General features: G+C 61.6%; 31 protein-coding genes, 1 tRNA gene and 2 pseudogenes. 19 read left to right on the top strand and 15 right to left on the bottom strand.

Annotation, left to right across the window (positions count from 1 at the left end; all coding sequences use genetic code 11):
• Window positions 1-78 precede the first annotated feature (78 nt).
• Window positions 79-621, bottom strand: a complete 543-nt coding sequence (locus WN72_RS30030) for a tetratricopeptide repeat protein (protein ID WP_092213719.1) — start codon at window positions 619-621, stop codon at window positions 79-81.
• Window positions 622-871: 250 nt separating this feature from the next.
• Between WN72_RS30030 and WN72_RS30025 the strand changes: the two genes are divergently transcribed.
• The 4 genes from WN72_RS30025 to WN72_RS47655 all read left to right on the top strand — a co-directional run bounded on the left by WN72_RS30025 (window position 872) and on the right by WN72_RS47655 (window position 3,453).
• Window positions 872-1,240, top strand: a complete 369-nt coding sequence (locus WN72_RS30025) for a His-rich protein BRANT (RefSeq protein WP_092213721.1) — start codon at window positions 872-874, stop codon at window positions 1,238-1,240.
• A 312-nt stretch (window positions 1,241-1,552) separates the two neighbouring features.
• Window positions 1,553-1,975 (top strand): hypothetical protein, encoded by a 423-nt coding sequence (locus WN72_RS30020; protein ID WP_027560019.1) that lies wholly within the window; start codon window positions 1,553-1,555, stop codon window positions 1,973-1,975.
• 285 nt (window positions 1,976-2,260) lie between these two features.
• Window positions 2,261-2,968, top strand: coding sequence for an outer membrane protein (locus tag WN72_RS30015; protein ID WP_027560018.1), 708 nt, complete (start codon window positions 2,261-2,263; stop codon window positions 2,966-2,968).
• Window positions 2,969-3,210: 242 nt separating this feature from the next.
• On the top strand, window positions 3,211-3,453 hold the full coding sequence (locus WN72_RS47655; protein WP_027560017.1) for a DUF6719 family protein: 243 nt from the start codon (window positions 3,211-3,213) through the stop codon (window positions 3,451-3,453).
• Between the two features lie 36 nt (window positions 3,454-3,489).
• Here WN72_RS47655 and WN72_RS30005 read toward each other — a convergent pair whose 3' ends face one another.
• Together WN72_RS30005 and WN72_RS30000 are read right to left on the bottom strand one after the other, a co-directional pair.
• Window positions 3,490-3,744 (bottom strand): hypothetical protein, encoded by a 255-nt coding sequence (locus WN72_RS30005; protein ID WP_027560016.1) that lies wholly within the window; start codon window positions 3,742-3,744, stop codon window positions 3,490-3,492.
• Window positions 3,745-4,047: 303 nt separating this feature from the next.
• Complete coding sequence (locus WN72_RS30000; RefSeq protein ID WP_092213724.1) at window positions 4,048-4,431, bottom strand: hypothetical protein; 384 nt, start codon at window positions 4,429-4,431, stop codon at window positions 4,048-4,050.
• 45 nt (window positions 4,432-4,476) lie between these two features.
• Between WN72_RS30000 and WN72_RS29995 the strand changes: the two genes are divergently transcribed.
• Window positions 4,477-4,710, top strand: a complete 234-nt coding sequence (locus tag WN72_RS29995; RefSeq protein WP_143130555.1) for a vWA domain-containing protein — start codon at window positions 4,477-4,479, stop codon at window positions 4,708-4,710.
• Between the two features lie 3 nt (window positions 4,711-4,713).
• Here the strand turns inward: WN72_RS29995 and WN72_RS29990 are convergent, their stop codons facing one another.
• Complete coding sequence (locus WN72_RS29990; RefSeq protein ID WP_092213832.1) at window positions 4,714-4,905, bottom strand: hypothetical protein; 192 nt, start codon at window positions 4,903-4,905, stop codon at window positions 4,714-4,716.
• A gap of 246 nt (window positions 4,906-5,151) precedes the next feature.
• Here WN72_RS29990 and WN72_RS29985 point away from each other — a divergent pair, with 246 nt between their 5' ends.
• Window positions 5,152-6,849, top strand: a complete 1,698-nt coding sequence (locus WN72_RS29985; protein WP_092213726.1) for a methyl-accepting chemotaxis protein — start codon at window positions 5,152-5,154, stop codon at window positions 6,847-6,849.
• Between the two features lie 218 nt (window positions 6,850-7,067).
• On the opposite strand, the gene WN72_RS29980 is transcribed toward WN72_RS29985, so the two are convergent.
• Window positions 7,068-7,829 (bottom strand): dienelactone hydrolase family protein, encoded by a 762-nt coding sequence (locus WN72_RS29980; RefSeq protein ID WP_244553686.1) that lies wholly within the window; start codon window positions 7,827-7,829, stop codon window positions 7,068-7,070.
• Between the two features lie 86 nt (window positions 7,830-7,915).
• Between WN72_RS29980 and WN72_RS29975 the strand changes: the two genes are divergently transcribed.
• The 3 genes from WN72_RS29975 to WN72_RS47905 all read left to right on the top strand — a co-directional run bounded on the left by WN72_RS29975 (window position 7,916) and on the right by WN72_RS47905 (window position 9,723).
• Window positions 7,916-8,602: a class I SAM-dependent methyltransferase gene (locus WN72_RS29975; RefSeq protein ID WP_092213728.1), complete on the top strand. Its 687-nt coding sequence runs from the start codon at window positions 7,916-7,918 to the stop codon at window positions 8,600-8,602.
• Window positions 8,599-9,018 carry a GFA family protein gene (locus WN72_RS29970; RefSeq protein WP_092213730.1) on the top strand — a complete coding sequence of 140 codons (420 nt, stop codon included), beginning with the start codon at window positions 8,599-8,601 and terminating at the stop codon, window positions 9,016-9,018. The genes WN72_RS29975 and WN72_RS29970 overlap by 4 nt, the downstream gene beginning before the upstream one ends.
• Window positions 9,019-9,567: 549 nt before the next feature.
• Window positions 9,568-9,723, top strand: a complete 156-nt coding sequence (locus WN72_RS47905; protein ID WP_092213732.1) for an SEC-C metal-binding domain-containing protein — start codon at window positions 9,568-9,570, stop codon at window positions 9,721-9,723.
• Between the two features lie 58 nt (window positions 9,724-9,781).
• Here the strand turns inward: WN72_RS47905 and WN72_RS29960 are convergent, their stop codons facing one another.
• From WN72_RS29960 to WN72_RS29935, 6 genes are read right to left on the bottom strand one after another with little or no spacing between them, the layout of a single operon-like run.
• A complete protein-coding gene (locus tag WN72_RS29960) occupies window positions 9,782-11,551 on the bottom strand; it encodes a complex I subunit 5 family protein (RefSeq protein WP_092213734.1) in 1,770 nt (589 codons plus the stop codon).
• Complete coding sequence (locus WN72_RS29955; protein WP_027560008.1) at window positions 11,551-11,892, bottom strand: NADH-quinone oxidoreductase subunit K; 342 nt, start codon at window positions 11,890-11,892, stop codon at window positions 11,551-11,553. Before WN72_RS29955 ends, WN72_RS29960 begins: the two co-directional genes overlap by 1 nt.
• Window positions 11,889-12,833, bottom strand: coding sequence for a hydrogen gas-evolving membrane-bound hydrogenase subunit E (mbhE, locus tag WN72_RS29950; RefSeq protein ID WP_092213736.1), 945 nt, complete (start codon window positions 12,831-12,833; stop codon window positions 11,889-11,891). Before mbhE ends, WN72_RS29955 begins: the two co-directional genes overlap by 4 nt.
• Window positions 12,830-13,123, bottom strand: coding sequence for a cation:proton antiporter (locus WN72_RS29945; protein ID WP_027560006.1), 294 nt, complete (start codon window positions 13,121-13,123; stop codon window positions 12,830-12,832). The genes mbhE and WN72_RS29945 overlap by 4 nt, the downstream gene beginning before the upstream one ends.
• Window positions 13,120-13,410 carry an MrpF/PhaF family protein gene (locus WN72_RS29940; RefSeq protein WP_027560005.1) on the bottom strand — a complete coding sequence of 97 codons (291 nt, stop codon included), beginning with the start codon at window positions 13,408-13,410 and terminating at the stop codon, window positions 13,120-13,122. The genes WN72_RS29945 and WN72_RS29940 overlap by 4 nt, the downstream gene beginning before the upstream one ends.
• Complete coding sequence (locus tag WN72_RS29935; protein WP_092213738.1) at window positions 13,403-13,921, bottom strand: Na+/H+ antiporter subunit E; 519 nt, start codon at window positions 13,919-13,921, stop codon at window positions 13,403-13,405. Before WN72_RS29935 ends, WN72_RS29940 begins: the two co-directional genes overlap by 8 nt.
• Window positions 13,922-14,057: 136 nt before the next feature.
• Between WN72_RS29935 and WN72_RS29930 the strand changes: the two genes are divergently transcribed.
• The 8 genes and pseudogenes from WN72_RS29930 to WN72_RS29900 all read left to right on the top strand — a co-directional run bounded on the left by WN72_RS29930 (window position 14,058) and on the right by WN72_RS29900 (window position 21,447).
• Window positions 14,058-14,288: a hypothetical protein gene (locus WN72_RS29930; protein ID WP_143130556.1), complete on the top strand. Its 231-nt coding sequence runs from the start codon at window positions 14,058-14,060 to the stop codon at window positions 14,286-14,288.
• Window positions 14,289-14,293: 5 nt separating this feature from the next.
• Window positions 14,294-15,397, top strand: a complete 1,104-nt coding sequence (locus WN72_RS29925) for an efflux RND transporter periplasmic adaptor subunit (protein WP_092213836.1) — start codon at window positions 14,294-14,296, stop codon at window positions 15,395-15,397.
• A complete protein-coding gene (locus tag WN72_RS29920) occupies window positions 15,394-18,507 on the top strand; it encodes an efflux RND transporter permease subunit (protein WP_092213742.1) in 3,114 nt (1,037 codons plus the stop codon). Before WN72_RS29925 ends, WN72_RS29920 begins: the two co-directional genes overlap by 4 nt.
• Window positions 18,508-19,024: 517 nt before the next feature.
• A tRNA-Thr gene (locus WN72_RS29915) sits at window positions 19,025-19,099 on the top strand.
• Window positions 19,100-19,524: 425 nt separating this feature from the next.
• Window positions 19,525-19,758: pseudogene (locus WN72_RS47070) on the top strand (hypothetical protein); the annotation flags it as partial.
• Window positions 19,759-19,828: 70 nt separating this feature from the next.
• Entirely contained in the window at window positions 19,829-20,125 is a 297-nt protein-coding gene (locus WN72_RS29910; protein ID WP_167380635.1) for a hypothetical protein, read from the top strand.
• A 73-nt stretch (window positions 20,126-20,198) separates the two neighbouring features.
• Window positions 20,199-20,864: a hypothetical protein gene (locus tag WN72_RS29905; RefSeq protein WP_092213744.1), complete on the top strand. Its 666-nt coding sequence runs from the start codon at window positions 20,199-20,201 to the stop codon at window positions 20,862-20,864.
• A 268-nt stretch (window positions 20,865-21,132) separates the two neighbouring features.
• Window positions 21,133-21,447: a hypothetical protein gene (locus WN72_RS29900; protein ID WP_167380676.1), complete on the top strand. Its 315-nt coding sequence runs from the start codon at window positions 21,133-21,135 to the stop codon at window positions 21,445-21,447.
• A gap of 34 nt (window positions 21,448-21,481) precedes the next feature.
• Here the strand turns inward: WN72_RS29900 and WN72_RS47065 are convergent, their stop codons facing one another.
• The 3 genes from WN72_RS47065 to WN72_RS29890 form a co-directional block, all read right to left on the bottom strand.
• A complete protein-coding gene (locus WN72_RS47065) occupies window positions 21,482-21,703 on the bottom strand; it encodes a hypothetical protein (RefSeq protein ID WP_092213746.1) in 222 nt (73 codons plus the stop codon).
• A 160-nt stretch (window positions 21,704-21,863) separates the two neighbouring features.
• A complete protein-coding gene (locus tag WN72_RS29895) occupies window positions 21,864-22,040 on the bottom strand; it encodes a hypothetical protein (protein WP_244553687.1) in 177 nt (58 codons plus the stop codon).
• Window positions 22,041-22,140: 100 nt separating this feature from the next.
• Window positions 22,141-22,365 carry a hypothetical protein gene (locus tag WN72_RS29890; protein ID WP_092213748.1) on the bottom strand — a complete coding sequence of 75 codons (225 nt, stop codon included), beginning with the start codon at window positions 22,363-22,365 and terminating at the stop codon, window positions 22,141-22,143.
• Between the two features lie 266 nt (window positions 22,366-22,631).
• Here WN72_RS29890 and WN72_RS29885 point away from each other — a divergent pair, with 266 nt between their 5' ends.
• Both WN72_RS29885 and WN72_RS29880 read left to right on the top strand, forming a co-directional pair.
• Window positions 22,632-23,009: an NUDIX hydrolase gene (locus WN72_RS29885; protein ID WP_092213750.1), complete on the top strand. Its 378-nt coding sequence runs from the start codon at window positions 22,632-22,634 to the stop codon at window positions 23,007-23,009.
• 855 nt (window positions 23,010-23,864) lie between these two features.
• Window positions 23,865-24,800, top strand: coding sequence for an SMP-30/gluconolactonase/LRE family protein (locus WN72_RS29880; RefSeq protein WP_092213752.1), 936 nt, complete (start codon window positions 23,865-23,867; stop codon window positions 24,798-24,800).
• An 82-nt stretch (window positions 24,801-24,882) separates the two neighbouring features.
• On the opposite strand, the pseudogene WN72_RS47650 reads toward WN72_RS29880, so the two are convergent.
• A pseudogene (locus tag WN72_RS47650) lies at window positions 24,883-25,062 on the bottom strand (MBL fold metallo-hydrolase); the annotation flags it as partial.
• Window positions 25,063-25,138 lie beyond the last annotated feature (76 nt).

Below are 25,138 nucleotides of genomic sequence, written 5' to 3'. Positions count from 1 at the left end.
CGCAAGGCTAGCCGAGAAAGCGGAACGGGCACAACCGAAAGGTTGTGCCCGTTCGCGAAGTTGCAAGATGCGATTGTCTTAGTAGACGAGCGTCGCGCCGGTCGGCTTGTCGAGCGCTGCGGCCAGCGAGCGATATTCGGAGCTGTCGGTGCCCGCGAGCGAGGCGATCTTGTTGAGGTGATATTGCGCCTGTTCGCGGTTGCCCTGCTCGAGCTGCCAGAGGCCGTAATACTGCCAGGTGCGGACGTGGTTCGGATCGTCCTTCAGCGCGATCTCGTAATAGACCTTCGACGACTGGTAATCGCCGAGCTTGCGATAGGAGTAGCCGATCAGGTTCGCAACGTCGGCGACGTCGTCGCGCTTGAGCGACTTCAGCTGGCCGATCGCGCCAGTGTAGTCGTGGTTGTCGTAGATGGCGGTATAGGCGGTGCGATAGGCCGCGAGGAATTTGGGATCGCTGACGGAGGAGCTCTTCTTCTTGCCCTTCTTGGACGAGGAGTCCGACTTCGGCGGCGAGGAGGGCTCGTCACTGCCCGCGGCATAGGCGCTGGACAGCACCGGTGCGGCCGCCAGCGTTATGGCGACTAGTCCCGGCACAAGAAGCATTGAGAGTTTGCGCATCTAAGTTCTCCCGTATGGAACGTGGCGATCCTACACGATTGCCCGAAGACCGGAACACCCATTGGGCAGAAACATTCCCGCTTCGCACGATCTATTCTCCCCAAGCCAGATGACAAACTTGTCATCGAGATGAACGGAAGCCTGCAACCGGCTTCAGACTGGGTTCAGTGCGTGGCGCCTAGCCTCCCACCTACGATCGAAGGGTCGGCGAGAGGGCGCCGCCTCAAGATCCTTCCAAGAGGAGACCACCATGCTGAAGACCATTTCCGCAGCCTTGCTCGCCGCTTCCGTCATCGCAGCCCCGGCCTTCGCGGCTGAGGCCGGCAAGACCACCACGACCGCCCCGGTGATCAAGGCGGACCAGAGCCAGACCAAGACGTCGACGACGGTCGCGAAACCGGACGCCGGCGTCAAGGCCGACAGCAAGGCCGCCGACGTCAAGGCGGATGCCAAGGCCGACACCAAGTCGAAGGCGATGAATGCCAACGCGGCCGTGACGCCCGACGAGCACAAGACCGTGCGTACCCATCGCCATCACCACAAGCACCTGTCGTCGAAGAAGTCGCTGAAGACGCAGCCGGATGTCACCAAGCCGGTGACGACCGAGAAGCGCAGCTAACGACTGATCCCGCGCGGCGGCATCCCTGGCATTGCCCTGTCGCCGCGTGCGGAATTCAGGCCCGGCCCGTTCGTCATGCCCCGCGCGGTAGCACGGGTGCTGGCCGGCGGGCCGGTGCGCCGTGCTGGCTGGATTGCGAAGCGAATTCCCTTTGCGCAACCTTGGAGCGAGAGCGTTTTCAAGCGAAGTGGACGCCGGTTCGTGTGAAGAAAACGCGTCAAGACAAGAATCTAGAGCTTCGGTTCTGATTCAATCAGAACCGAAAATGCTCTAGAACATTGTCCGAGTCTGACTGGCCGGAGAATGTAGTCCTTGGGGCGATTGACGAAACGTGCGGCGATCCTGGTGCTGCCGCTGGCGCTCGCGGCCTGTTTCGGCAGCGAGGGTGACCGTCCAACCCTGATGGGCGGGGCCCAGGCCGGAGGGCCGCAGCCGTTTCCCGACAATTTCCGCAGCGACACGCTCGCCTTGATGCGCACCTACCTCAACAATCCGGTCGGTGTGCGCGAGGCCAGCATGGCCGAGCCGGTGCAGCGTGAGGTTGGCGGTCGGCAGTTCTATATCAGCTGCTTGCATTTCACCCCGCGCGAGAGCGACGGCAGCTACAAGGCCATGCGCGAGCGCGCCGTCATCTTCGTCAACGGCCGGGCGGACCGCGTCGTCGACCGGACTACCGAGCTCTGCGCTGGCGCGGTTTACGCAGCCTTTCCGGAACTGGAAAAGATGACACGGTAGCGCAAAGCCGGCCTTCATCACCGCGTGCTAGAGCGGACGCTGCCGGAGCTGCTGGATCACATTTCGGCGAGCTTTGAACGGGGTGGTTTCGCCTTGCGACAAATGGTGACGGCGGGTCTCGCGCCGACGACAGAATCTGTCGGCGCCAGCAGATGCGACGGAACAAAATCGCGTTGTTGCCACCCCGTCACAGTCGCGAACGATCAACGTTCCGGCATCGCCGCGAAGCAACCCAATTCACGCCACGTTGTTTCCAGAGTGTCGTATGAAAGAACGGGGATGACCATGAAGACGATTTTGCTGGGCGCTGTTGCCCTGCTTGCGCTGGCCGCGCCGGCCGCAGCGGCCGACATGCAGCCGCGCACCTACACCAAGGCGCCGGCCTATACGCCGCCGCAGGTGATCTACAACTGGACCGGGTTCTACATCGGCGGCCATGTCGGCGGCGCGTTCGCCGGCGACAGCAGCTTTCAGTCCAGCGACGCCCGCTTCCTGGGCGGCGTGCAGGGCGGCTTCGACTACCAGTTCGCGCCCAACTGGGTGGTGGGTGTCGAGGCCCAGTACTCCTGGCTCCCGACCAACAACAACGGCGTGACGTTCCCGCTGGGCACGCAGGTGACGTCCAACACCGACCAGCTCGGCTCGGTGACCGGCCGCATCGGCTACACCTGGGGCCCGACGCTGCTGTACGCCAAGGGCGGTTACGCCTGGCGCAATGGCGGCCTCGGCGTCAACATCGCCGGCGTGCCGCAGGGCTTCACCGCGACCGGCAACAACAAGGACGGCTACACCGTCGGTGCCGGCCTCGAATACATGTTCGCCCCGAACTGGTCGGCCAAGGCCGAGTACCAGTACTATAATTTCGGCAGCACGACCTTCACCTCCGGCCCGGCCGACATCGTCGGGGTTCGCGGCCGGGAGGACGAGCATACCGTCAAGGTCGGTGTGAACTACCGCTTCGGCTGGGGCGGGCCGGCGGGCTCGCGCTACTGAGCCCGGCCACCGCCATCCAGGATCTGACAAAGGCCGGCCTCGCGCCGGCCTTTCGTTTGCCGGCCGCCGATGTTTGCTTTGCGTGAACCATCTGGCGCGTCATTTGCAAGCAAACATTCGGGCGCGCGCCTTCTCACGCGCGTCATGGGACTGGGGTAAAGCAAAAATAATTTTTGCCGCTTACGGAACTCGCACTCCGGGGCGCGTTATATGAGAATTACCGGGCTGGTGGGACGACGGACATGCGTATCTTTGTGTCGGCAGTAGTGCTCTCATGCTTCACCTGCCTGCCGTGCTCTGCACAGACAATCCTCAAATCGGAGCCTCTGATGCTGGCACCCTATGAGGTGGCCTTCGTCAAGGACGCGTCCTGCCCGTCGGGCAAGGTGCTGAAGGTGACGGGCGCCATCCGCGGGCTGCATCGGCGCAAGGCCTGTGTCGCCCTGGCGGGCGAGCAGGCATCCCTGGCGACCGCGACACCCTGATCTCTTCTTGAGATCCTCTGGGCTTCCGGCCGCATCCTAGGAATTCAGTTCAAGCTCCAGGCGCGAGTCCCGTTCGGCCTCAGCCTTGTTCCTGGCGGGGTCCTCGCCCTGGGCTGCCCGGCACGGCTTGATCTCATAGTCGTTGTCGAGCACCCGGCGCGGGCCGTGTCGCTCCTCGTCGGTCGTGATATCGACGACCAGGCCGCTCCGCTGTGCGATCTTCCAGACGTCGGACTCATCAGGATAGGCTTTGCTGATCTGAGCGTCGTTGCAGAACAGGGCGTAGGGCATTCTTTCCGCTCCGGGAAAGCCCGTTAACGATTGCGCTGGGGGAGGGTTCCGGCCGACCGTACGATCACGGCGCCGTGATCGGGGCGGCCAAGCCTTGAGTCGTAAACGAGTCCTGAATCCCAAAAAAAAGAATCCCTGGGACTCTCCAGCCGGAATCAGCGGATGTTTTGGTCATGACGAGCGACCTCAAAACCTGCTGCGGGCACATGCTCCTGCCGTTGACGCTGGCACTGTTTGGCGCGTGCGCAACCAATCTCTTGCTGGTTTGGTCCTGGCTGTAAGGTCCCAATCGCGGAGCCGGCCTTATTCTTCGGCCGGCGGACGGGTAGAGCCGTCGCGAATGGCGGCGCGCAATTTGGTCAGGGTTGCCGCACAGTAATCCTCACGCTCGCGCTCGAACCGCTCCTGATGTTTGCGGAAATTCGCGATCCGGACCTGCATCTCGGTGCGGAAATCGCCACTCATGCGGGGTGGCGGGACCTGCAGGGTCCGAGGTGGCTCCGGCGGAGGAGATGCGGCTTGCGGCTCGGCTTCGATCGTGACCGCCTTGATGGTCGCGTCCGGAGTCACCTCGAAAGCAGCAGTCGGGCGCTCCGGCGGATGGAATTCATCCTTCTTGCCGGTTACGGATTGGACGAAGGCCAGTGTCTGCGCGATCAGTGCGTCGCGCTCTCTGATCCACTTCATGGGCCACCCCATCCTTGCTGCGACCATTCCACCAAAGCGCGAGGGATGAATCAAGAAGGTATCCCGCAAGGGATTGCATATTTTTCCCGTGCGCCCGACAGTGCGGGAATGGATGCCGGACAAGAAAAAGAAGAGTTGGACGAAGTGGAAGGCTTGAGGCTGGTCCGCGCCTTCCTCTTGCTGCCGCCCCACAAGCGGGCGGAGGTGATCGCGTTCGTCGAGGAGCTGGTCCGTCTTCATGCCCAGGCCGGCGAAGGTGACGGCGCGCCGGCGAGGTGAGTGCTACCGCTCGCGCGGATTGACGTTCGGCACGAAGGGCGCACCGATCACCCGGACCGTCCCCGGCGCTGCCGTATCGATCGGTCCTCTGTCAGCGACCTGCCGCTCCGGCGGCGGTCCGAAGACCGGCTCCAGCAGCGCAAGCGTGCCGGCGATGAGGGCGCAACAAAGCGCCACGGTCCCCAGCAGAAGCATGTTTCGATTTTCTTCCCAGATCCGCATGGGCCGAAAACGATCGACGCGCGCAATTCGTTCCGCGGGCTGGATTGTTCGAGATGCCGACAAAATGCGCTGAAGCTTACGCCGAGCTTACGGGTGCGCAGCAGAAGGTTATTTTTCCGTATGACTACTCGGGCCATTTGGCATCAATTCTTAACGATACCGGGTTCCAATGCACGTTGCTGGGCTTACGCCTGGGCGGAACATCATTGGACGGCTGAGATGAGCTTTTTGAACAATCTGAAGATCGTGTGGAAGGTCGCGCTGATCGTGGCCGTGATGGGCTGCGCGATGGTCGCGGTCGCAGGCTTTGGCGCACGCGAACTCTCGGCGACCGTGGACGGGTTCGCCGAGCTCTCCGCCGCACAATCCTCGGCGCTCAATCTGACCCGGGCCCAGCGCCGCGCCGAGACCTACCATGCGGCGCTCTATGCGGTCTTCACCGAGGCGACCGAAGCCGGCAACGCCGCCCGCCTCAAAACCGCAAACCAGAACCGCAACGAAATCGGCCAATACCTCGATGCCGCCGTGCAAGACGACCCCGCTCGCGCCAGCCAGGTCAAGAGCATCGGCGATCAGCTCAAGGCCGCGTTCACCAGCTGCGATCCGGTGCTCCAGGCCGGCGCGCAGGCAAGCAGCATGGAGGACAATGCCAAGGCTGCCGACCGCGCGCACAAGGAGTGCGATCCGGTGCTGGACGCGGCTCTCTCGCGCATCGTCACGTTCGTGACCGAGACCGCGCAGGCGACGAGCAAGCGCAAAGAAGCCATCACCCGCGACGCCAGGTCCGCGACGTGGACCGTGATGGGTGTCAGCGCCGGCGGCCTGGTCTTCGGTATCGCGATCGCGCTGTTCATCGGCTTCAACGCGATGTCGCGGCCGATCGCCCGCCTCAAGCTCGCCATGGAAGGCCTCGCCCGCAACGATCTCAAGACCGAGGTGCCCGAGAAGGACCGCCACGACGAGATCGGCGAGATGGCCAAGACCGTCGAAGTGTTCAAGACCAACGGGCTCGAGGTCGAGCGGCTCAAGGCGGCGCAGGCCGAAGCCGAGAAGCAGGCGGCTGAGCAGCGCCGCCGCGACATGATCAACCTTGCCGATGGCTTCGAGCGGGCGGTCGGCGAGATCATCGAGACGGTCGGATCGGCGTCCACCGAGCTCGAGGCGTCGTCCTCGACGCTGGCCACCACCGCGCATCGCGCGCAGGAGCTGACCTCGGTCGTCGTCGCCGCGTCGGGCGAGGCCACCGGCAATGTGCAATCGGTTGCGACCGCGACGGAAGAGCTGTCCTCCTCGGTCAACGAGATCAGCCGCCAGGTGCAGGAATCGGCGCGGATGGCGGGCGAAGCCGTCACCCAGGCCCGCACCACGACCGAGCGCGTCAGCGAGCTGTCGGTTGCGGCCACGCGCATCGGCGACGTCGTCGAGCTGATCAACACCATTGCCGGCCAGACCAACCTCTTGGCGCTGAACGCCACGATCGAGGCGGCGCGCGCCGGCGAGGCTGGCCGCGGCTTTGCGGTCGTCGCTTCCGAGGTCAAGACGCTGGCCGAGCAGACCGCGAAGGCCACCGGCGAGATCAGCCAGCAGATTTCCAGCATCCAGACCGCGACGCAGGAATCGGTGAACGCGATCCGCGACATCTCCGCGACGATCGAGCGGCTGTCGGAAGTGTCCTCGACCATCGCAGCCGCCGTCGAGGAGCAAGGCGCCGCGACCCAGGAGATCTCCCGCAACGTCCAGCAGGCCGCCCACGGCACCCAGCAGGTCTCCTCGAACATCACCGACGTGCAGCGCGGCGCGGCCGAGACCGGCTCGGCCTCCTCGCAGGTGCTCTCGACCGCAAAGATGCTGGCGACCGACAGCAACCGCCTCAAGGACGAAGTCGGAAAATTCCTGCGCACCGTGCGCGCGGCGTAAGGGCGCGCGGCGGCACCCGTCCGCCGCGCTGACCACCTCTATCGTGCCAGCAGAAATGCAAGCGCGATGACAAACAGGACGGCCGTCATGATGACGGCCGTCACGGCGCCGGCGATAATCCTGGCGTTCTGTTTTGTGGTGCTGGGGCGCATGGCGCCGGATGCTAGCGCATGTTGAACCGAGGTCCAATCCGTGGACGGCAGCCGGCCACGACGCGATCAGGCGGCGAGCCTGCTGTGGAAGAAACGAGTGACGCGACCGATCGCGTCAAAAGTCGCCGGGTTGGTATCAGACAAATCAAAGCCGTGGGCCTTGTCAGGATAGGGCACGAATTCGGCTTCCGCGCCGACGGACCTCGCCAGCGCGATCAGCTTCTTGCCGTTTGCGATCGGTACGTTCCGGTCGGCTTCACCGTGTAGCTCGATCATCGGCGGCAAATGCCTGATCTTGCTGGCCATCGCGTCGGGCAAGCCGGCATAGAGTACGGCGAGCGCGGCAACGCGCTCGTCACGGGCAGCAGTATTGGCGGCGATGAAGCCACCGAGTGAAAAGCCCAGCAGGCCGATATGTCCGGAGCTGTCGGGGCGGCCGAGAATGGTCGTGATGGCGGCGGAGACCGTGTCCGACCAGCCGTCGAAGCGCCCCGTGTCATAGGCCTTGCGGTTCGCTTGCGTGCTCGTCTTGGGATCGAGCGCGGCCGTGTCGGTGGTGGTCATGTAGTGGAGGAGATAGGCGTCGATGCCTCCGGCCGACAGCGCATCGGCATAGCGCTCATAGGCGCGTCGTCTGAGCTCGATGCCGCGCGAGCCGTGCAGCAAGATGACCGCGGGGCGCTTTCCGGTGACCTTCGCCGCATAGCGCAAGACGGGCAGGCTCTCGTTGCCGGCCGCGACGCTGAACTGCTCGTTTGGCGCGCTACGCGCCGTGGCAGGCAACAGCAGCGCGGCGAGACTGGCCATGGCCATTCGTCGGGTGATCATCGGCAGGCTCGCTTCAAGGAGATTTCAGGCGCGGCACACCGGCTGTATAGTGGCCTTGCGACGGAAGTTTGACTCGTGCAGGTCCGATGATCCCCGAACGTCCACCCGTGCTGGCCCATGAGCGGTTCGTCGCCGACCGCGACAGTTTCGCGGGCCTCGATCTCGCCGCGCGGTTCGAGCGGATCGAGCGGACCAACCTGTGGGGCGCGGCCACGTCAGTGTCGGGCCTCGGCTCGGAGGACCGCGCCACCGCCGCGATCCGGGACGCGCTTCCGCCGTTGTTGCAACGACTCGGCGCGCGCGCGCTGCTCGATGCGCCCTGCGGCGATGCGGGCTGGATTGGCAGCATGAAGCTAAACGTGGGCTACACCGGCATCGATATCGTGCCGTCGTTGATCGCGGCCAACAGCGAGCGCGCGGCCCGTGGTGAACTTCCCGGTCGCTTCCAAGTCGCCGACATCACCCGCGATGCGGTGCCGTCTGCCGATCTGATCCTGTGCCGCGACTGCCTGGTGCATTTGAGTTTCGCCAACATCGCTCGCGCTGTCGCGAACTTCCGCGCGAGCGGCGCGCGCTTCCTGCTTCTCACGACGTTTCCCGAATGGGACGACAATAGGGATTGCGAGGACGGCGACTGGCGCGCGCTGAACATGGTGAAGGCGCCGTTCAACTGGCCCGCGCCGCGCGAGTTGATCAACGAGCGCTGCGAGGAGGGCGGAGGCGGCTGGCGCGACAAGAGCCTTGGGCTGTGGCGGCTGGAGGATGTCCGATGATCGATGCCAGATGCAGTTGCGGCGCTGTTTCACTTTCGCTTCCGGGACCGACCAAGCTGGTCGCGGCCTGTCATTGCATCGACTGCCAGCGGCGAACCGGGGCACCGTTCGGTGTCGCTGCGTTCTATCCGATCGAAGCCGTCACGATCTCCGGCGCACCGAAGGAATACGTTCGCGCCGCCGCAAGCGGGGGCGAGGTCCGCTTCTATTTTTGCTCCGATTGCGGCTCGACGGTCTGTTGGAAGGCCGACAATCTGCCGGCGATGATCGGCGTTGCCGTCGGCGCCATCGCGGACCCGGATTTTCCGGCGCCGGTCAGATCCGTGTTCGAGCAGTCGAAACATGCCTGGGTCGAGATCGCCGGCACGGGTGTCGAGCACTTCGAACAGAGCAGCGCGCGCAAGGGTTCAGGCTGAGGCCGACGTTCGCTCAGGGACGCTGCCGAACACTTCCGTTAGACGGCGCTCCTGTCGTCTGTATCGGTTCGCCGGGCGCACGGTCCAGCGGCGGGTGAGGCCGAGCGAGGCCTACCGTTCCGGGAGGCGAGTCGTTGCCGGCGGTGCGGGTATTGACGCGCTCCAACGTGACTGTCGTTGCAACCACAAGGGCGATGGCCAAGGCGACAGCGGATAGGGCCAAGGCTGTCCGATCATTCGGGTCCATCGCTAGACCTCCGCGAGACGGCTCTAGAGCCCAAGGATAACGCCGACCTGAAGATTTGGTTCTCGCTTCAGGCCAGGACGCGGTGGCGACTAAACCAATGGTGCGGCTGAGGGGATGAACTATTGGTGTTAATTAGTTGAGATTATTGTATCTTTTGCATGGCAACTCAGCCGCATGCCAATGCGGATACCAACAGATCGCGAAGGCAGGCGAAGTTTCGCTGAGGAAAACGCCGGCAACCCGCGGCCCCTGTCCACTGACGCCACCTATATGGTGATTGGTCAAATTTCCGGGGTAGCGAGATGCGAAGTTCCGGCAAACCGAAACTCAACGAGCCGTGTTACTGCGGCAACGGCAAGAAATACAAACACTGTCACTTCCTGCGAAGTCGGAGTGCTGAGGCTGATCCGCTTGGCTGGGCTGATGTCTCGCTTGCAAAGCGAACCCGGTGCGAATGATGGTGGTGTGCGGCAGAACCAACTGCTGCCGGGCTGGATCAATCCGAACGGTGTGTCTTCAGTTTGCGGCGAACATCAATACGGCGAGGGCCAGGCCGAGCAGTAGCAGGGAGATGCCTGCCGCGGCCCATTGACGAAGAATACTATCGGCTTTGTCGACCAGGTCGCCGAATCGAAAGCAGATGCGCCGTAGCGGCTCGAGCACCTTGCCCATCGCTTTCCAACCGGACGAGGCAGCCAGCGGATGCCGCCAGGGATTTAGCAGGATCGCGAGCGTCGCACCTCCCAGCACAGACAGGAGCAATTTTGCGAGCCCATCGCGACTGAACAATTTCGGCATCACATCATGTGAGATCGGCAGGTATGGTTCCCAGGGTACTAAGCCAAGCAGCAGCGAACAGGTCGCCAGGGCGAGCGCGGCTAGGTCGCGGCGTGGCAGCGCCGTCTGGATGGGCGCGATCGGTTGATCGGAAGGCGCGAGCGCAAAGGCCAGAACCAACAGGACATAGGCGGTCGTGAACATTCCACCGGCATGCAGCACCGCGGCCCACCACCACTGTCCTGTCCTCATTGCCTCCTGCAGCAGAAGCTCTTTCGCAAAGGCTGCGCCGCTGGGTTGAACGCCCATCAGCGCGAGGCCACCCACTGCGAAGGTCAGTACGCTGAGAGGTAGGACACGTGCGGCACCGCCCAGCCCGGTGATGCGGTCGTGCCCCAGCTCGGTGTAGATCGATCCGACGGCCAGGAACATCGCCGCCTTGGCAGTGGCGTGAGAGATCGTCTGCAGCAATCCCGCCGCAAGGGCCTGCCCGGTCTCGAGTTGACCCACGGCATTGACGGCGAGCGGAAACATCAAGAAGAGATACCCGATCTGAGCCAACGTCGAATATGCTACGAGCAGCTTGAGGCGCTCCTGCCGCAAGGCGACCACGCTTCCGATCACGATCGCGCCGGTCCCCAGTGCCGCCAGGAATTGCGCGGCAGCGAAGCTGGGCAAGCCGGGTATCACGTCGAACCAAAGCCGCAAAAGAATGAAAAACGATCCCTTCACGACCAAGCCGGATAAAATTGCGCTCGCCGCGGCCGGCGCGCCGGCGTGAGCGGACGGCAGCCAAAGGTGCAACGGGAAGAGCGCGGTCTTTGCGAGGAGGCCGATCGTCATCAATGCGACGGCAATGAGCACGCCCGGCTGCGCTGAGACGACACGCGACATGAGCACCATGTCGAGCGTCCCATAAAAGCCGTAGAGCAGGGCCGCGCCCAGCAGGTAGAGAACCGAGCCGAGCAACGCAAAGACAAGATAGCGTAACGCGGCCTGAAGCGTCTCCGCGCGGCCATCGAGGGAGACCAGCGGGACTGCGGCGAATGTCAGCAACTCCAGCGCGACATACAGGGTGAAGAGATCGCCGCCAACGAAGATCATGTTCAGCGCTGCCCAAACGGCAAGCAACAGGATCCAGAACGCGAAGGATGTGCGTGCGTCCGATGCTGGACGAAAGTCAGTCGTGGCAAAGACGGCGACCACGCAGATCACAATCGCGGTGGTCGCGAGCATCACCGCCGACAGTCCGTCCGCGCGCAAGGCCACTCCTAGCGGGGGCGACCATGCACCAAGTAGATAGACTATGAGGCCGCCGCCCTGCGGCACGGCCAGGAGAATGGCCCCCGCAATCGCCAACCCCAACGGTACAACCGCGAGGGCTACCTGCCGGACGTAACGGTCGCCGAGAGTGAACGCCAGCAGGATGCCAGCGACCGGTATGGCGATCGACAGGACTAGCAGGAAGCCGGACGTCGTCGTCGCCAGCGCTGAGGCAGGAGGCAACATTAGTCACCGGATGGATCTGACCGCGGGCCCGGCGGCGCGCGACTGCCGAGCGTCAAGGGGCCGCCGGTCTGGAACAATCGGAGCAGCAAGGCAATCGCCAGGGCCGTTGCGGAAAACGCCACCACGATTCCCGTGATCACCAGGGCTTGTGGGACCGGATCATTGCCAACGCCCGCCGCGGTGCCCCTTCGTCCGACGATGCCAAACAGCAGAAAGACGCCGCTGCCGACCAGATTGAATGCGATGATCTTGCGAAGCGGTCGCGGATTGGTAATCAGGCCGTAGAGCCCAAGTCCAATCGCCGCAGCTGCGAATGATCCAAACACCGTGACGCCGCTCATGGCTCGACACTCCTTTCCGGCGCGCCGGCGAGCAGGAGGGCGAGTGTCGCTGCAATCGTCAGGGTCATCGCGACCTCGATGCCAAGGATCAGAGGTTTAGCGATTGCAACCGGGTAGGCGAGGAACGCCGCTCCGAAGCAAAGTCCACCGAAGCCGACGGCCAGAAACAGGCCGGGCCCGGCCACTAGGACCAGCCGCAGCCGTGGACTGCTCACGGGTGGCGTATCCGCCAAACCAGCCATGATGACCAAGAGCCACATCGACGCGAGAACCGCGCCGCCCTGAAATGCTCCGCCGGGGTGATCGGCCCCCGTCCACAGCATGTAAATGCCGACGACAATGCCCGCGGGAGGAAGGAGGCGCGCGAGAAAGGCGAGAACGCCCTTGGGGTCAGCCTCGTGGCGCGGTCCCTGACGACCGCCCCAATTGCGGTCCGCCGCGAGCGACCACACACCGACGATGGCAAGTAGGAGCACGACCTTCTCGAGCATGGTGTCCATCCCGCGGAAGGCCATGAGCACGTTGGTGACGGGATTGGCCATTCCGGTTGCTCCCGCATTCGAGACGGCCGCCGGTGCCAACGTTGGTGGCGGATTCGGCAGGAGCAAGATTGCGAAAGCCAGCATCGCCGCCGTCGATGCAGACAATATGGCGGCGCTGAGACGCACGGTTGGGCTGCAACGTCCGGCCGTTGCCACCTCGCTACCGCGCAGTCTGGCGGCCGCCCCTAACAGCATCACGCCGCCGAGACCTCCGCCAATGGCGGCCTCCGTTAGTGCGACATCGACCGCGTCGAGACGCACCCATATCAGCGCAACCAGGAGGCCGTAGGCGACGAACCCGACGGTCGCCGAATAGGTATCGGGGACGGCGATGGTCCAGATGGCGAGGCCCAGCACCACGGCGGCGAGTGCGATCTCGAAGACTGTTGCAGTACTCATTTGGCCGCTCCGCTCTGGCGCGCCGTGCGCGCGATCAACTGGGAAACGGTGGCGCCGGCAAGCAGTGCGAACATCCAGATGCAGATCAGCTTCAACCCGTCGCGCAGGCTTCCTGCCTGTGGGAGCAAGCCAAGCACGACGAAGCCCAGGCCGAGATTGTCTGCCTTGGTCAGCGCGTGTAGGCGGGTCAGGGTGTCGGGAAAGCGAAGAAGGCCGACGGTGCCGGCGAGGAAGAAGAACGCTCCCGCCGACACGCAGGCAATCGTCACGACGTCGCGTGCGAGGTTCATCTGTCCCCCGTTGAATCAAGCCCGTCGGTTTCGAGGCGGGAAAGCCCCTTCTTGACGAACGCGATGGACGCGAAGGTGGCGAGCAACGCCAGGATCAATGCCACGTCGATGGCCGCCGGGACGCCCGTCACGGTACCGAGAAGGAGCAACACGGCAATGCCTGCGGTGCCGATCAATTGCGCCGCCATCATACGGTCCGCATCGCCCGGACCACGCAATATCGACACCAGCCCGAGTGCCAGCAGGGCCAGGATCAAGCCGACTGCGGCGGTCAGGAACTCAGTCATTGTATAGGGCTTGAACCAGCGCCAATTCCTCGGCGGCAAGATCGGTCACGACCGGCTGCCGGATGTCGAGGCAATGATAGACAATCTCTCCGTCCTCCTCGCCCGCCGGCACCGTCCCGGGCAGCAGGCTGGTGAGCGTCGTGAACACGTTCTGCCGCAGCCCGGGCGAAAGCCGACTCGGATAGGTCACAAATCCCGGGTGCAGCGGCAATCGGGGATTAAGTGCGCGCCCTGCAACGTCTGCTCCGGCGACCACCGAGTGATACAGGAAAAGAAGGATCAGGCGGGCGATGGCGCGAACCGATCGCCGCGCGCGGCTCGGCTCGAGCAGGTGCAGGCTCGTCCAAGTTGCCGCGGCAATCGCGGCCGCGGCGGCGGGAAGATCGGCAACATCGACACCGGCAAGCACCAGCCACAGGCAAAAGAACAATGCCGCTCGGTACGTCGCGACCGGCCACAATCGACCAGCGGCGGCGGCGCATGCATCTGGATCAGCCGAGGGACCTTTCATGGCCGCTTCCTGGCTCGTTTCCGACTTGCGTCAGCGTCTGCGCTGCGGCGATCAACGGCGCCGATCCGAGTGAAGCGCGAGTAGCGCGCGACGGCTCCGCCGCGCGCCATGCTCCATCTCACGCTCTCATCATGTGTTGGCAGCAGAACTGGCGATATCGGGTGAAGGCCTGATCACCTCTCAGGATATTCCCTACGAACTCACCTCGGCAAACCACGATTATATCCAGCTGCACCGAGTAGATTTACCGATTTTAACGCTGGAGCCGTTCGGCAAAATACCCAGGGCGACAGCCTTGGAACGCAAGACAGCCTTGGAACGCAAGACAGCCTTGGAACGCAAGACAGCCTTGGAACGCAAGAGGTGATGTCTATGAGCGGCAGCCGTTGCACGTTCCGATACATGGTCACGTCGACGTTCGTGGCGGCATTCTCGCTGAGCCTGGGGGCTTGCGGCAGAGAACAGGCAACGAATGACACGCCGGTTCCGCGAATCGTGCGCACGTCGACTGTGGAAAAGCGCAAGGTCACAACACCCCTGACATTTACAGGGCGGATCGAGGCCGAAGATGAAGTGAATATTGCGTTCCGGATATCCGGGCGACTGCTGAGCAACGACGCCAAGATTGGCGACAGGGTCAAAGCCGGCCAAGTGCTGGCGCGATTGGAGTCACAGAACGAACTGAATGGACTGCGTCAGGCGCAGGCATCCCTCGCTGCGGCGCAGGGACAGTTGACGCAGGCGCGCAATCACTTCGACCGTCAGGAGACGCTCTTGGCGCAGGGATGGACAACGCGCGCCAATTTCGATGCTGCCACCCAGGCCCGGCAAACCGCGCAGTCGCAGGTCGACGCGGCTGAGGCGCAACTGAGTGCCGCACATGACCTCGTCGGTTTCACCGAACTGACGGCCGATGCGCCCGGCGTGATAACCGCCACCGGCCCGGGAGCCGGCGAAGTGGTCCAGGTCGGGCAGATGATTGCGAGGATCGCGCGACAAGACGGCCGCGATGCCGTCTTCGACGTTCCCTCTCAATTGGTCAGGTCGGCTTCCTCGGATCCGGAGGTCGAAGTCAGCCTAGCCGATGATCAGACAATAAAGGCGAGGGGGCGCGTTCGCGAGGTCGCCGCGCAGGCCAGCGCCGTGACGAGGACCTTCGAGGTCAGAGTCGGTCTGACCGATCCCCCGCCGGCGATGCGGCTGGGCGCGACGGTCGTCGGACGGGTGAACACGAGCGCCGGGCCGATGATCGATATTCCTTCTTCCGCCCTGACCAGGATGAACCAGCGCCCCGCCGTGTGGGTCGTCGATCCCGCCAACAACACTGTCTCAGTTCGCAATGTGGATGTGCTACGGTTCGACGAAGCTCAAGCGGTGATCTCGCAAGGACTAGACACCGGTGAAGTCATCGTCACCGCCGGCGTCCAGGCGCTTCACCCGGGTCAGACAGTCCGCGTTCTCGGATCAGGGCTATGAGCGGAATCAATCTTTCCGATTGGGCGCTGAAACACCGCTCGCTGGTCGTCTACATGATGATCATTGCGGTCATTGCCGGCGTACTGTCCTATTTCCGCTTGGGGCGCAACGAAGATCCAGCCTTCATTATCAAGACCATGGTCGTTCAGGCCGCCTGGCCCGGCGCATCCGTTGAGGAAACGGTGAAGCAGGTGACGGAGCGCCTCGAACGTCGACTGCAGGAGACGCCGCATCTCGACTTCCTGCGAAGTTTCACGACGGCCGGCGTCTCGACCGTCTTCGTGAATCTGAAGGGCAGCGCAAACGCAAGAGAGGTTGCCGATACATGGTACCACGTGCGCAAGTCGATCGGCGACATGCGCCATACGCTGCCCGACGGCGTGATTGGACCGGGGTTCAATGACGAATTCGGCGATACGTTCGGGATCATTTACGGCTTCACCAGCGACGGCTTCAGCCAGCGTGAGTTGCGCGATCGGGTCGAGGAGATCCGCTCGAGGCTGCTTCTCGTGCCCGACGTGTCGAAGATCGAGCTGTTGGGCGAGCAGGATGAAGTGATCTTCGTCGAATTTTCTACCAAGGAGCTCGCGGCCCTCGGGGTTGATCGATCCGCCCTGATTGCAGCGCTCCAGTCGCAAAACATCGTGCGTCCGGCCGGAACGATACAGACAAGCTCGGAAACCATTTCCATTCGGGTGTCGGGAAGCTTCCAGTCGGAGCAGGACATCGCCAACATCAACTTCTCGGCCGGCGGCCGCATGTTGCGCTTGAGCGATATAGCCCGCGTACGGCGCGGTTACACCGACCCGCCCCACCCGATGTTTCGTGTCAACGGCCAGCCGGCAATAGGACTTGCAATCGCCATGCGGGATGGCGGCGACATCCTCGCGCTCGGCGCCAACCTCAGTAAGGCGATGGCCCGGATCAAGGCGGAACTTCCGATCGGAATTGAGCCCAGCTTGGTCGCGGACCAGCCCGTTGTTGTCGAGCACGCGATCCGGGAGTTCATGGTCTCGCTGATGCAGGCGATCGCCATCATCATGGTGGTGAGCTTCATCAGCCTCGGCGTACGACCAGGCCTGATCATCGCGCTTGCGATACCGTTCACGCTGGCGATCGTGTTTCCGATCATGGCGCTACTCGGCATCGACATGCAGCGCATATCGCTTGGCGCACTGATCATTGCGCTCGCGTTGCTGGTCGACGACGCGATGACCACGACCGATGCGACGCTCAGCAAATTGGCGGAGGGCGCCAGCAAGGTCGAAGCGGCAACTTTCGCATACCGGACCCATGCGATGGCGATGCTCGCGGGCACGTTGGTGACGATCGCGGGTTTTATCCCGGTGGGGTTTGCGGCGAGCTCGGCCGGCGAATACACGTTCTCGCTGTTCGCCGTGGTCACGATCGCGCTGCTGGTATCGTGGTTCGTGGCGGTCATTTTTACGCCACTGCTCGGCGCTGCGATCCTGGTCCCGCCGCGGCAACGCGACTCCGCGGATCCGGGCAGGATTTTCCGGATGTACCGGAGCTTCCTGACATTCGCCATGCGCGGGAAATGGCTGACGATCGCGATCTCGGTGGCGCTCCTAGTAGCCGCGGTCCTTGCGATGCCGTTGATCCCGCGGCAGTTCTTTCCGTCGTCGGATCGTCCGGAATTGCTGGTAGACATCAGTTTGTCGCAGAACGGGTCAATCTATGCGAGCGAGGCGGCGGCGAAGCGTCTGGATGCAGCTCTTGGGGTGGATTCCGATGTCGCAAGATGGAGCACCTATGTTGGACGCGGCGCCATCCGCTTCTACTTGCCGCTCAATGTGCAACTACCGAATGACTTCTTCACCCAGAGCGTCGTGGTCGCCAAGGACGTCGCGGCCCGCGAACGGCTGCATGCCAAGCTTGAAAAGCTCCTGGCTCAGGAATTTCCCAAAGCGATTTCGTTCGTTTCTCCGCTCGAGCTTGGACCTCCGGTTGGATGGCCAGTACAGTTCCGCGTCAGCGGGCCTGACGTAGAACGGGTACGAGAGATTGCGCTCGATGTTGGACGGATCGTTGGTTCGAGTCTGGAGACCAAGCAGGTCAATTTCGACTGGATGGAGCCCGATCGACAGGTGCGCATCCGCATCGATCAGAGTGAAGCCCGCCTTCTCGGCCTCAGCTCGCAGGCGATCGCAACCGCGTTGAACGCGGTGATGACCGGCATACCGATAACCCAGGTTCGCGACGATATCTACCTGGTCAACGTGGTCGCGCGTGCGACCGACGCGCAGAGAGTTTCGCTCGACAGCCTGCGCAATCTGCAGGTGGCCTTGCCGAGCGGGCAAACCGTTCCTCTCAGCCAGTTTGCATCCTTCGAATATGATCAAGAATTTCCACTCATCTGGAGACGCGATCGCGTTCCGACCTTGACCGTCCAGGCGGCTATCGTCGGCAACACGTTGCCGGCAAGCGTGGTCACGTCGCTGTGGCCGGCGATCGAGAGCTTCAGAAAGACGCTTCCGCCGTCGTACGACGTGGTCGTGGGTGGCACGGTGGAAGAGAGCCAGAAGTCCCAGGCATCTGTGCTGGCCGTGGTTCCGGTGATGCTGTTCGTCATGTTCACTATCCTTATGGCGCAACTCCAGAGCTTTCCGAAACTTTTCATGGTCCTCAGCGTGGCGCCGCTTGGTCTGATCGGTGTCGTTGCCGCCTTGATGCTCTCAGGAAGGCCGCTCGGCTTCGTCGCCATTCTTGGTGTGCTGGCGCTTCTCGGCATGATCAGCAAGAACGTGGTCATTCTGATTGGTCAGATTGACGCCGAACGCGCCCTAGGGAAGACGCCCTGGGAAGCCGCGGTCGACGGCAGCGGCTCCCGATTTCGCCCGATCATGTTGACCGCTGTGTCAACTGTCCTTGGAATGATCCCTATCGCACCAACAGTCTTCTGGGGGCCAATGGCCTTCGCGATCATGGGTGGCTTGCTGGTTGGCACGGTTCTTACGCTCGTCTTCCTCCCGACGCTCTATATCACCTGGTTCGGCGCCTCGGAGTCGGCCAAAGGTCCCGCGCTGCGTAAGCCGCTAATACGCGGAGGGCAAAGCTCCGAAGGGGAATCTTCGCCTACGACGATGTAGCAAGCTCAAAGCCGCTCATCCCCCTTAAAGAAAGCGGCCGCTATCGCTCAACTTGTACGGCTTTCGGCCTTCTTGGCGGCTCGACAGGGGGCGTCCGTCAAAGCCATCATCCCCCCTCTGTTTTTGTTTTCCCCGAACAGTTGTTGGTATCTCCTCGGCTTCAAAAGCGCGCATACCAACACGGATACCAACAAAACGCGCGGCAGCTCGCGGACGATAGCGAACGTCTACGAAGGGAAAATCACCTATGTTTCAGCAATTTCTGTCACTGAAACGAAGTCTGGCGAAGGCTGGGAATAGTCGAATGGTGCCGGCTGAGGGGATTGAACCCCGACCTTCGGTTTACAAAACAGGAGCTTTATAAGAATTATCGTCGATATTTCAGTTGGATAGGTCTATGAAATATTTCTAGGGTAATCAGTGGGGTAAATTGATCGGCGCGCGCCTCCGTGCGCGCTCAGTCCTTCGCGGGAGCGCGGTTGCCGCAGTCGTCGCGATTTTGTATGAGCAGGCGACGGCCGGCGTAGCACAGCGGTAGTGCAGTGGTTTTGTAAACCAAAGGTCGGGAGTTCGATCCTCTCCGCCGGCACCACTAACTGCGCTTCAGCTCCCATAATTTCTTTTTATACCGGCGTTGGCCGGGCGGGTAATATCCGATGTCGCCGGCGCGCAAGCGCATGCGCCAGATCACAATTCAAGACCTGCCACTTTTCGCGGATGAGCGATCGTTGAGCGAGGCGGTCCTTGGGCGCGGCAGCTACTCGCATTGGCGCGCAGTGGTCACCTTACTCGAAGCCCGGGGCTTCCGAAGATCGATGGACTGATGGTCGGGCGGTACGTGCCGGCCGTCAAGGCGTTCTTTGATCGGGAATATAAGGTCCACGGCAAGGGGCAGGTTTCGAAGCCACATTCGCCCTAAGTTGGGGCCGTGGAAGAAGGCAACGCAGGAATGTCGACCCGCCTTTACGTATCCGCGCAAAGCGCTAAATAGGAAAGTGATCGCAGAGGGAGAATACGTTGGCCGATTACTACCCATTGGTCAAACGCGCTATCGAGGCCTTAGACCCTAACACTCCGGGTGAGAGCCGTCGCGCGCTGTACGAACGCGCACGGAATGCTCTAATTGCACAACTCAGAAGCGTGCAGCCACCACTGTCTGAGAGCGAGAGAACACGCGAACGCCTTTCCCTGGAAGAGGCCGTCCGCAAAGTTGAGGGCGAGGCCGCGCAACGTGCAAGGGAGGCGGCTCAGCGAACAAGGCAACGGCTCGCCGCGACTGAAGCGAATAGCGAGCGACCCTCTCGAAGAAATCGCTCGATCGATGGCGGAGTTCGATCCTTATGCGACCAAGGGGAGCGCGCAAGAGCGCTCGGGCACTCCGCAGCGGCTATCATTTCCACCTATCACGGCAATCCCTGATCAGAACGAAAAGGCTATCACGTTTCGTCCATCGCGCCGTGGACCTCTGGAATTGCTGCCTGATCCTCCTCGCGACCCGCACGACCCCGAGCAATCCCAACTCTACGTGCGCATTCGTCAGCAGCTGAGCAAGCTCAAGGAGGATGTTCCCAGTCAAGAGCGCGCTCAAATAAACGACGCACTGGACCACTTTTCTTGAGCAGCCGGCCACTTGGCCGCAGGTCGAATTCAAAAAGGTCCTCTGGTTGTGCGGCAACTCACTACGGAATGTCGTGGCCCAACACGACGCCGTCAAAAGCAGCACCGAGCCGTATTACGCGAAGCTCCCCCCGTCCGTCGCTGAAGCATTGCGGCGTCCCGTCGAGGCATGGAATGTCTTTGTTCTCGGCAATCCGGATTTGGTTGAGCTGGACGCAACAAGGGTGGGACCTCAGGAGCATACTTCAGTCCTGAACAACATCGGCGCAGCCAAACCAATCGTCGAAAGCGCCGCTGTCGATCGGGGTATCACGACTGAGCAAACTGGCAAGGTTCTAAGCGCTTCCTTGCAGGCGGCGGCCGCAACAGCCGACAATATCAACGCGAAGCAAGCCCAGGACTTGGTCGCAGGAACGTCCAAAAATCTGATCGTCCAGCTTGTCCGCCGTGCTTACTTGACCTGTCAATCGCTTGCCGATGCGCGCAGCGATGAGGATCGGGCACTGGTTGCCGAGTACCAGAAGGGAGTGGCGCGCGGAGCCGGAACGGCCACGGTAGGTGGAATGATAGCTGCCACGACATATGCTGCGCCGTATGCAGCATCATTCATCGATTTCGTGGCCCACAACGCTCCCGCACTAAGAGAGTATGTAGTTGTTGCTTTCCAGAACCAGCAACTCACGCAGGTGATCGATGCTATCGAGCACATGCGGGCCACGCTGACCAACGACAAGCCATGACCGATGCATCTGAGGTGCATGGACGGGCCTCGCTTGCGCCGGCAATGGCGCCTCGCAGCGAAGGAAGGAAGCAGGCACGCGAGACGTGAACGCCCGCGCGGTTGCATCATAGCATCGATCGTTGCCTTCAGCTGCAACACGATCTGATCGTCGAGGAAAGATGGGCCAACGTCCGGGCGGAGGTGTGGGTTCAGCTTGATTTGGTCCGTGCGCAAATCTCTTTGACCTTTGTCAGCGTTCTTTCGAACTCCGATCGGAGATACTCCTCGTGCGCGAGGTCCGTTGGCTCGGTCAGAAATGCCACCTTCACAAGAAAGCGGTTCAACAGCGATGCGATCCGAAGATCATCAGAATGTTGCGAGCGCAAAGCTCTGATCTGGCGCCGCATCTCAATGAGGTCGAGGGGTTCATTGTCGGGCTTATTTGTCAAAATGAAGCTCACACCGTTGCGGCGGATAAAGGAAGCCGCCGCGCCGAGTATCTTGGCGCGACGACCTCGCCATGCCGAACCCGGACGGGGCAATGTCCGGTGCAGACAAACCTATCGGCGCCAAAAGACTTCGCAATCGAAGTCGCGAAGTAAGCTTGATGTCCGTGAAAACAGTTAATTCTGGAACCTACGGCTCAGGATTGCCGATATCGAACGCGCCTAGGTAGTAGTCCTCAGCAACGGATTGTTGCGTCGCCGGCCGCGCCATCAACGTGAACGTTGCGTCGGGGTATCGTCTCCAAACCTGAATGTCTTCGGCGGTTACGGTCAGGTACCCGAAGAAGCACTGGTAACGGCCCGGCTCTGTCGCTCTGCCGATTTTATCCCACGTGATTTTATTTACGCGCATTCCTGATCAACCCAAAAAAAACCCGCTCACCTTTCGGGAGCGGGCTCCTCCTGCCCATGCGTAACGCCTTGTCCGATAACGGGCGCTGACATGCAGCCTAGCTGAGATTGGTTTCCAACCGGTTACAAACGCGAGATGAACCGGCCAAACTGAGGCGATCTCACTGGCTCCACTCGTTGTCAGGCAGTGAGCCGGGCGGTGGCTTGAGTTCTTCGAGGCCAGCTTCGATCAGCGTTAGCTCTTCTTGGATCGCTTTGACCGCGTTTTCCGGATTGATGCCTGACACGCCTTGCAGCTGACCTAGGACGTTACGGCGATGAGCCAGCAAGTTCTTCAAGGCGCGTCGGTCGCGCACCTTCAGTTAGCCGGCGACAATAAGTTCCATAGCCTTCGACACCTTCGCTTTCCCATCAAGCCGCTTCTATTCAGGCGCTCCTCTAAGCAGGGGTGACCAGTGCGTAACCTTGCTTCAACGCCGCCTCGAAGACCTGCTTCAGGTTAGGGTTCTCTAAAACCTCATCGGCCGGGCTAAAACCAGTGATCGGTCGCCAATCGAGCCCTTTAGTCGCCTCGGGCAAATTCGAGGCGTTGAAGGCGTACGCTGTTCGGCCGGTCCTCTCACCGGATCCGCCTTGCTCAACGAATTTCTGAAGCCGGTTCATTGACCTTTTCCCCTTGGTACCTACGAGTGTATCGAAACGTAATCGGGCGTGGGGTGCAAGGTGGTCAGTGCGCTGATTGCACGGTCCATATTCCTCACATCATCCTTTGGTTGTATAGTTGATGAGTAGCAGCAATCATTCGCGATGGAACGGGGCCACGATGGAAAAAGAGACCTTGTCTGCGATCGTCACGGTTGGCCGCCAAACTTGTCTAGCCGAAGAGACAAGTTACCATTGCGCTGATTCCTTGGTCGTTGCGGCTGGCTATGACGAAATCATCGAAACTGGTTGCTGCGAAGCGTGGTAAGGTGCTCCTCGTGAGGCGTCGATCGGACGGTCTCTGGATGTTTCCGGGCGGCCGCCGTCGCCCGAACGAATCCGAAAAGGACTGCTTGCGCCGAGAAATCAAAGAGGAGCTACCAAAACTCAGGCTTGGACGCATAAGCCTCTGGAAGGAGATCACCGCGAAAAACAAGCGCTCGGGGCGGAAAATGAGCGATGCGATCTTCGTCGCCAAAAACGCCAAAGGCAAGCTGATCATCGGCGATCCGAAGGAGATCGACCGGGCTGTATGGCGGAAGCCGAGCGGCATCCGGCTGACGGCCACCTCGCGTTATATTCGCGACAAGCTGTTTCCCAAGTAGGCCGGAGGTCACGTCAGCGGAGCGATCGACCGGCATCGATCCAGAGTGAAGGTAGTGCTTTCGGGCTGCCGGTGCGTCGAACCCCGAATGCAAATGACTTGCCGCGATCTACTAGACAGTTGAGCTTGACAGCTGGCTAACCCGTTTCTCAGCATCAGCGCGATCGCCTTAGTCGTGTCAATCGTCTTTGAGCCCATTGCGCAGCTGCTGCGCCCATCTCGCCAGAGAGGCGTCCCGCTGTGATGTCCGGTCCGGTGCGTGGTTGTCGATCGCGATCAAATGAAATTGGTCTCAGAGAAACCCGCTCCTCAGGGGACACGGTCGAGAATAGGGGCTTCGATTCAGGCGTCGTCAGATTCCGTCGCCCGCCAAATGGGAGGCAAAACGGCAACGGTATCAAAGGGAGCCAGCGCAGACCCCGCCAAAAGTGAGCGGAACCGCAGAAGCGTCTAGTTTCCCAGACTAGATTCACGCTTTCGCGCCTGTAATGCCTATCTCCGCTACATCCGAATTCCCCAATTTCCCTTCCACCGCCTACCAAAAGAAGTTCCCTGCTGCGCGGACCAGACGACGACCGGCTCTTACGCGAGTTCTGTTCGTGCTACGGTTGCTAACCCCCAACCATCCTACCAGTACAAACCCGGTGGGAGTTCGGAGGAGTTCTCTAGGGAGGTAACAATGAACAGACGCAATTTTTTGGCGACAACGGCGGCTGCCGCGGCAGCTGCGACCATCAAGGCTGCTTCTGGGGCGACCGTAACGCCATTCGGCCAAACGGGTGCGCCAACCTTGCAAACCCCGCTTCCCCTGGGACCACTCCCCGGAGCCCGTTATCCGGATTCCCGTCTGGAGTCTATGAAAAAGCCCAAGGTCTCATTCGGGCCTACCGGTTTCCCGGCCTTCGCCGGCACCATGGCAGTTGAGCGTGTCGCGACCGGTTTTCGCTGGGCCGAGGGCCCCGTCTATATCCCGGCTTGGCGCTGCGTGATGTTCAGTGACATTCCCAACAACCGCATTATGCGCTTTTCGGAGGATGACGGCCACGTCAGCGTATTCCGCCAACCGTCGATGAACTCGAACGGCAACACGATCGATCGGGAAGGACGCCTTTTGACCTGCGAGCATAGCGGCCGGCGAGTCACCCGAACCGAACTCGACGGCTCCATCACGATCATCGCCGACACATACGATGGAAAAAAACTTAACTCGCCTAACGACCTGGTCGTCGCCTCTGATGGTTCGATTTGGTTCGTCGATCCTGGCTATGGCATCGGCGGCTATTATGAGGGAATCAAAGCCGAGAAGGAGCAGGCTAAGAACAATGTCTACCGCGTCGATCCGAAATCCGGTGACATCAAGGTTGTCGTCGATGACTTCGTGGAGCCTAACGGCATTACCTTCTCAGCCGACGAGAAGAAGCTCTATGTCATCGACACCGGTTTTACGGACGGGCCAGACAATCCATCTCATATCCGCGTATTCGACGTGGACATAGGCTCCGGCAAAGTTTCGAACAGCAAGGTCTTTGCGGAAATGCCCAAACCCAGCATTACCGACGGCATGCGTTGCGACCGCGACGGCCGTATCTGGTGCTCCGTGGGTTGGGGCGATCCGAACGAGGACGGCGTGCGCTGCTACGCTTCCGACGGCGACTTGCTCGGCAAGATCCACATACCAGAAACCGTCGCAAATGTTTGCTTCGGCGGTCAGCAACGAAATAGGCTTTACATCTGCGGCTCGTCCTCGCTCTACGCCGTCTATACTAGTGCGCAGGGCGCTATGAAGCCATGACGTTCCGAGGGTGATCATGCTGCGGCAGAAAAAAGAGAGGCCCGGGAAGCTATGTGCCTCCCGGACCATTTCGATCGCAGCATCATCTGCATCGGCTTGGGATATGGCGGTAGCCCGGCCAAGCGAAGTGCTAGGACAAACCGGGGCCTTGTTCGCTGCTAGCAAGGTGAGCAGTTTCACGCGCGATTCTGCCGCATATTTCGAAGAATTCCATTCGAGGCCGCTTCAGAAACAGCACCGAATGATGTGAGAGGTCGCCGAGGGAGGTTTGCTGGCAGCAAGCGGCAAATGATCCATACCGGCTTTTGCCTCTTTGAACGTTCGAGTGCTTTGACAGT

The sequence above is a fragment of the Bradyrhizobium arachidis genome (genome assembly GCF_015291705.1).
Taxonomy (GTDB): Bacteria; Pseudomonadota; Alphaproteobacteria; order Rhizobiales; family Xanthobacteraceae; genus Bradyrhizobium; species Bradyrhizobium arachidis.
Note: the sequence above shows the minus strand (reverse complement) of the source record. Positions and strands in the feature narration are given on the sequence as shown.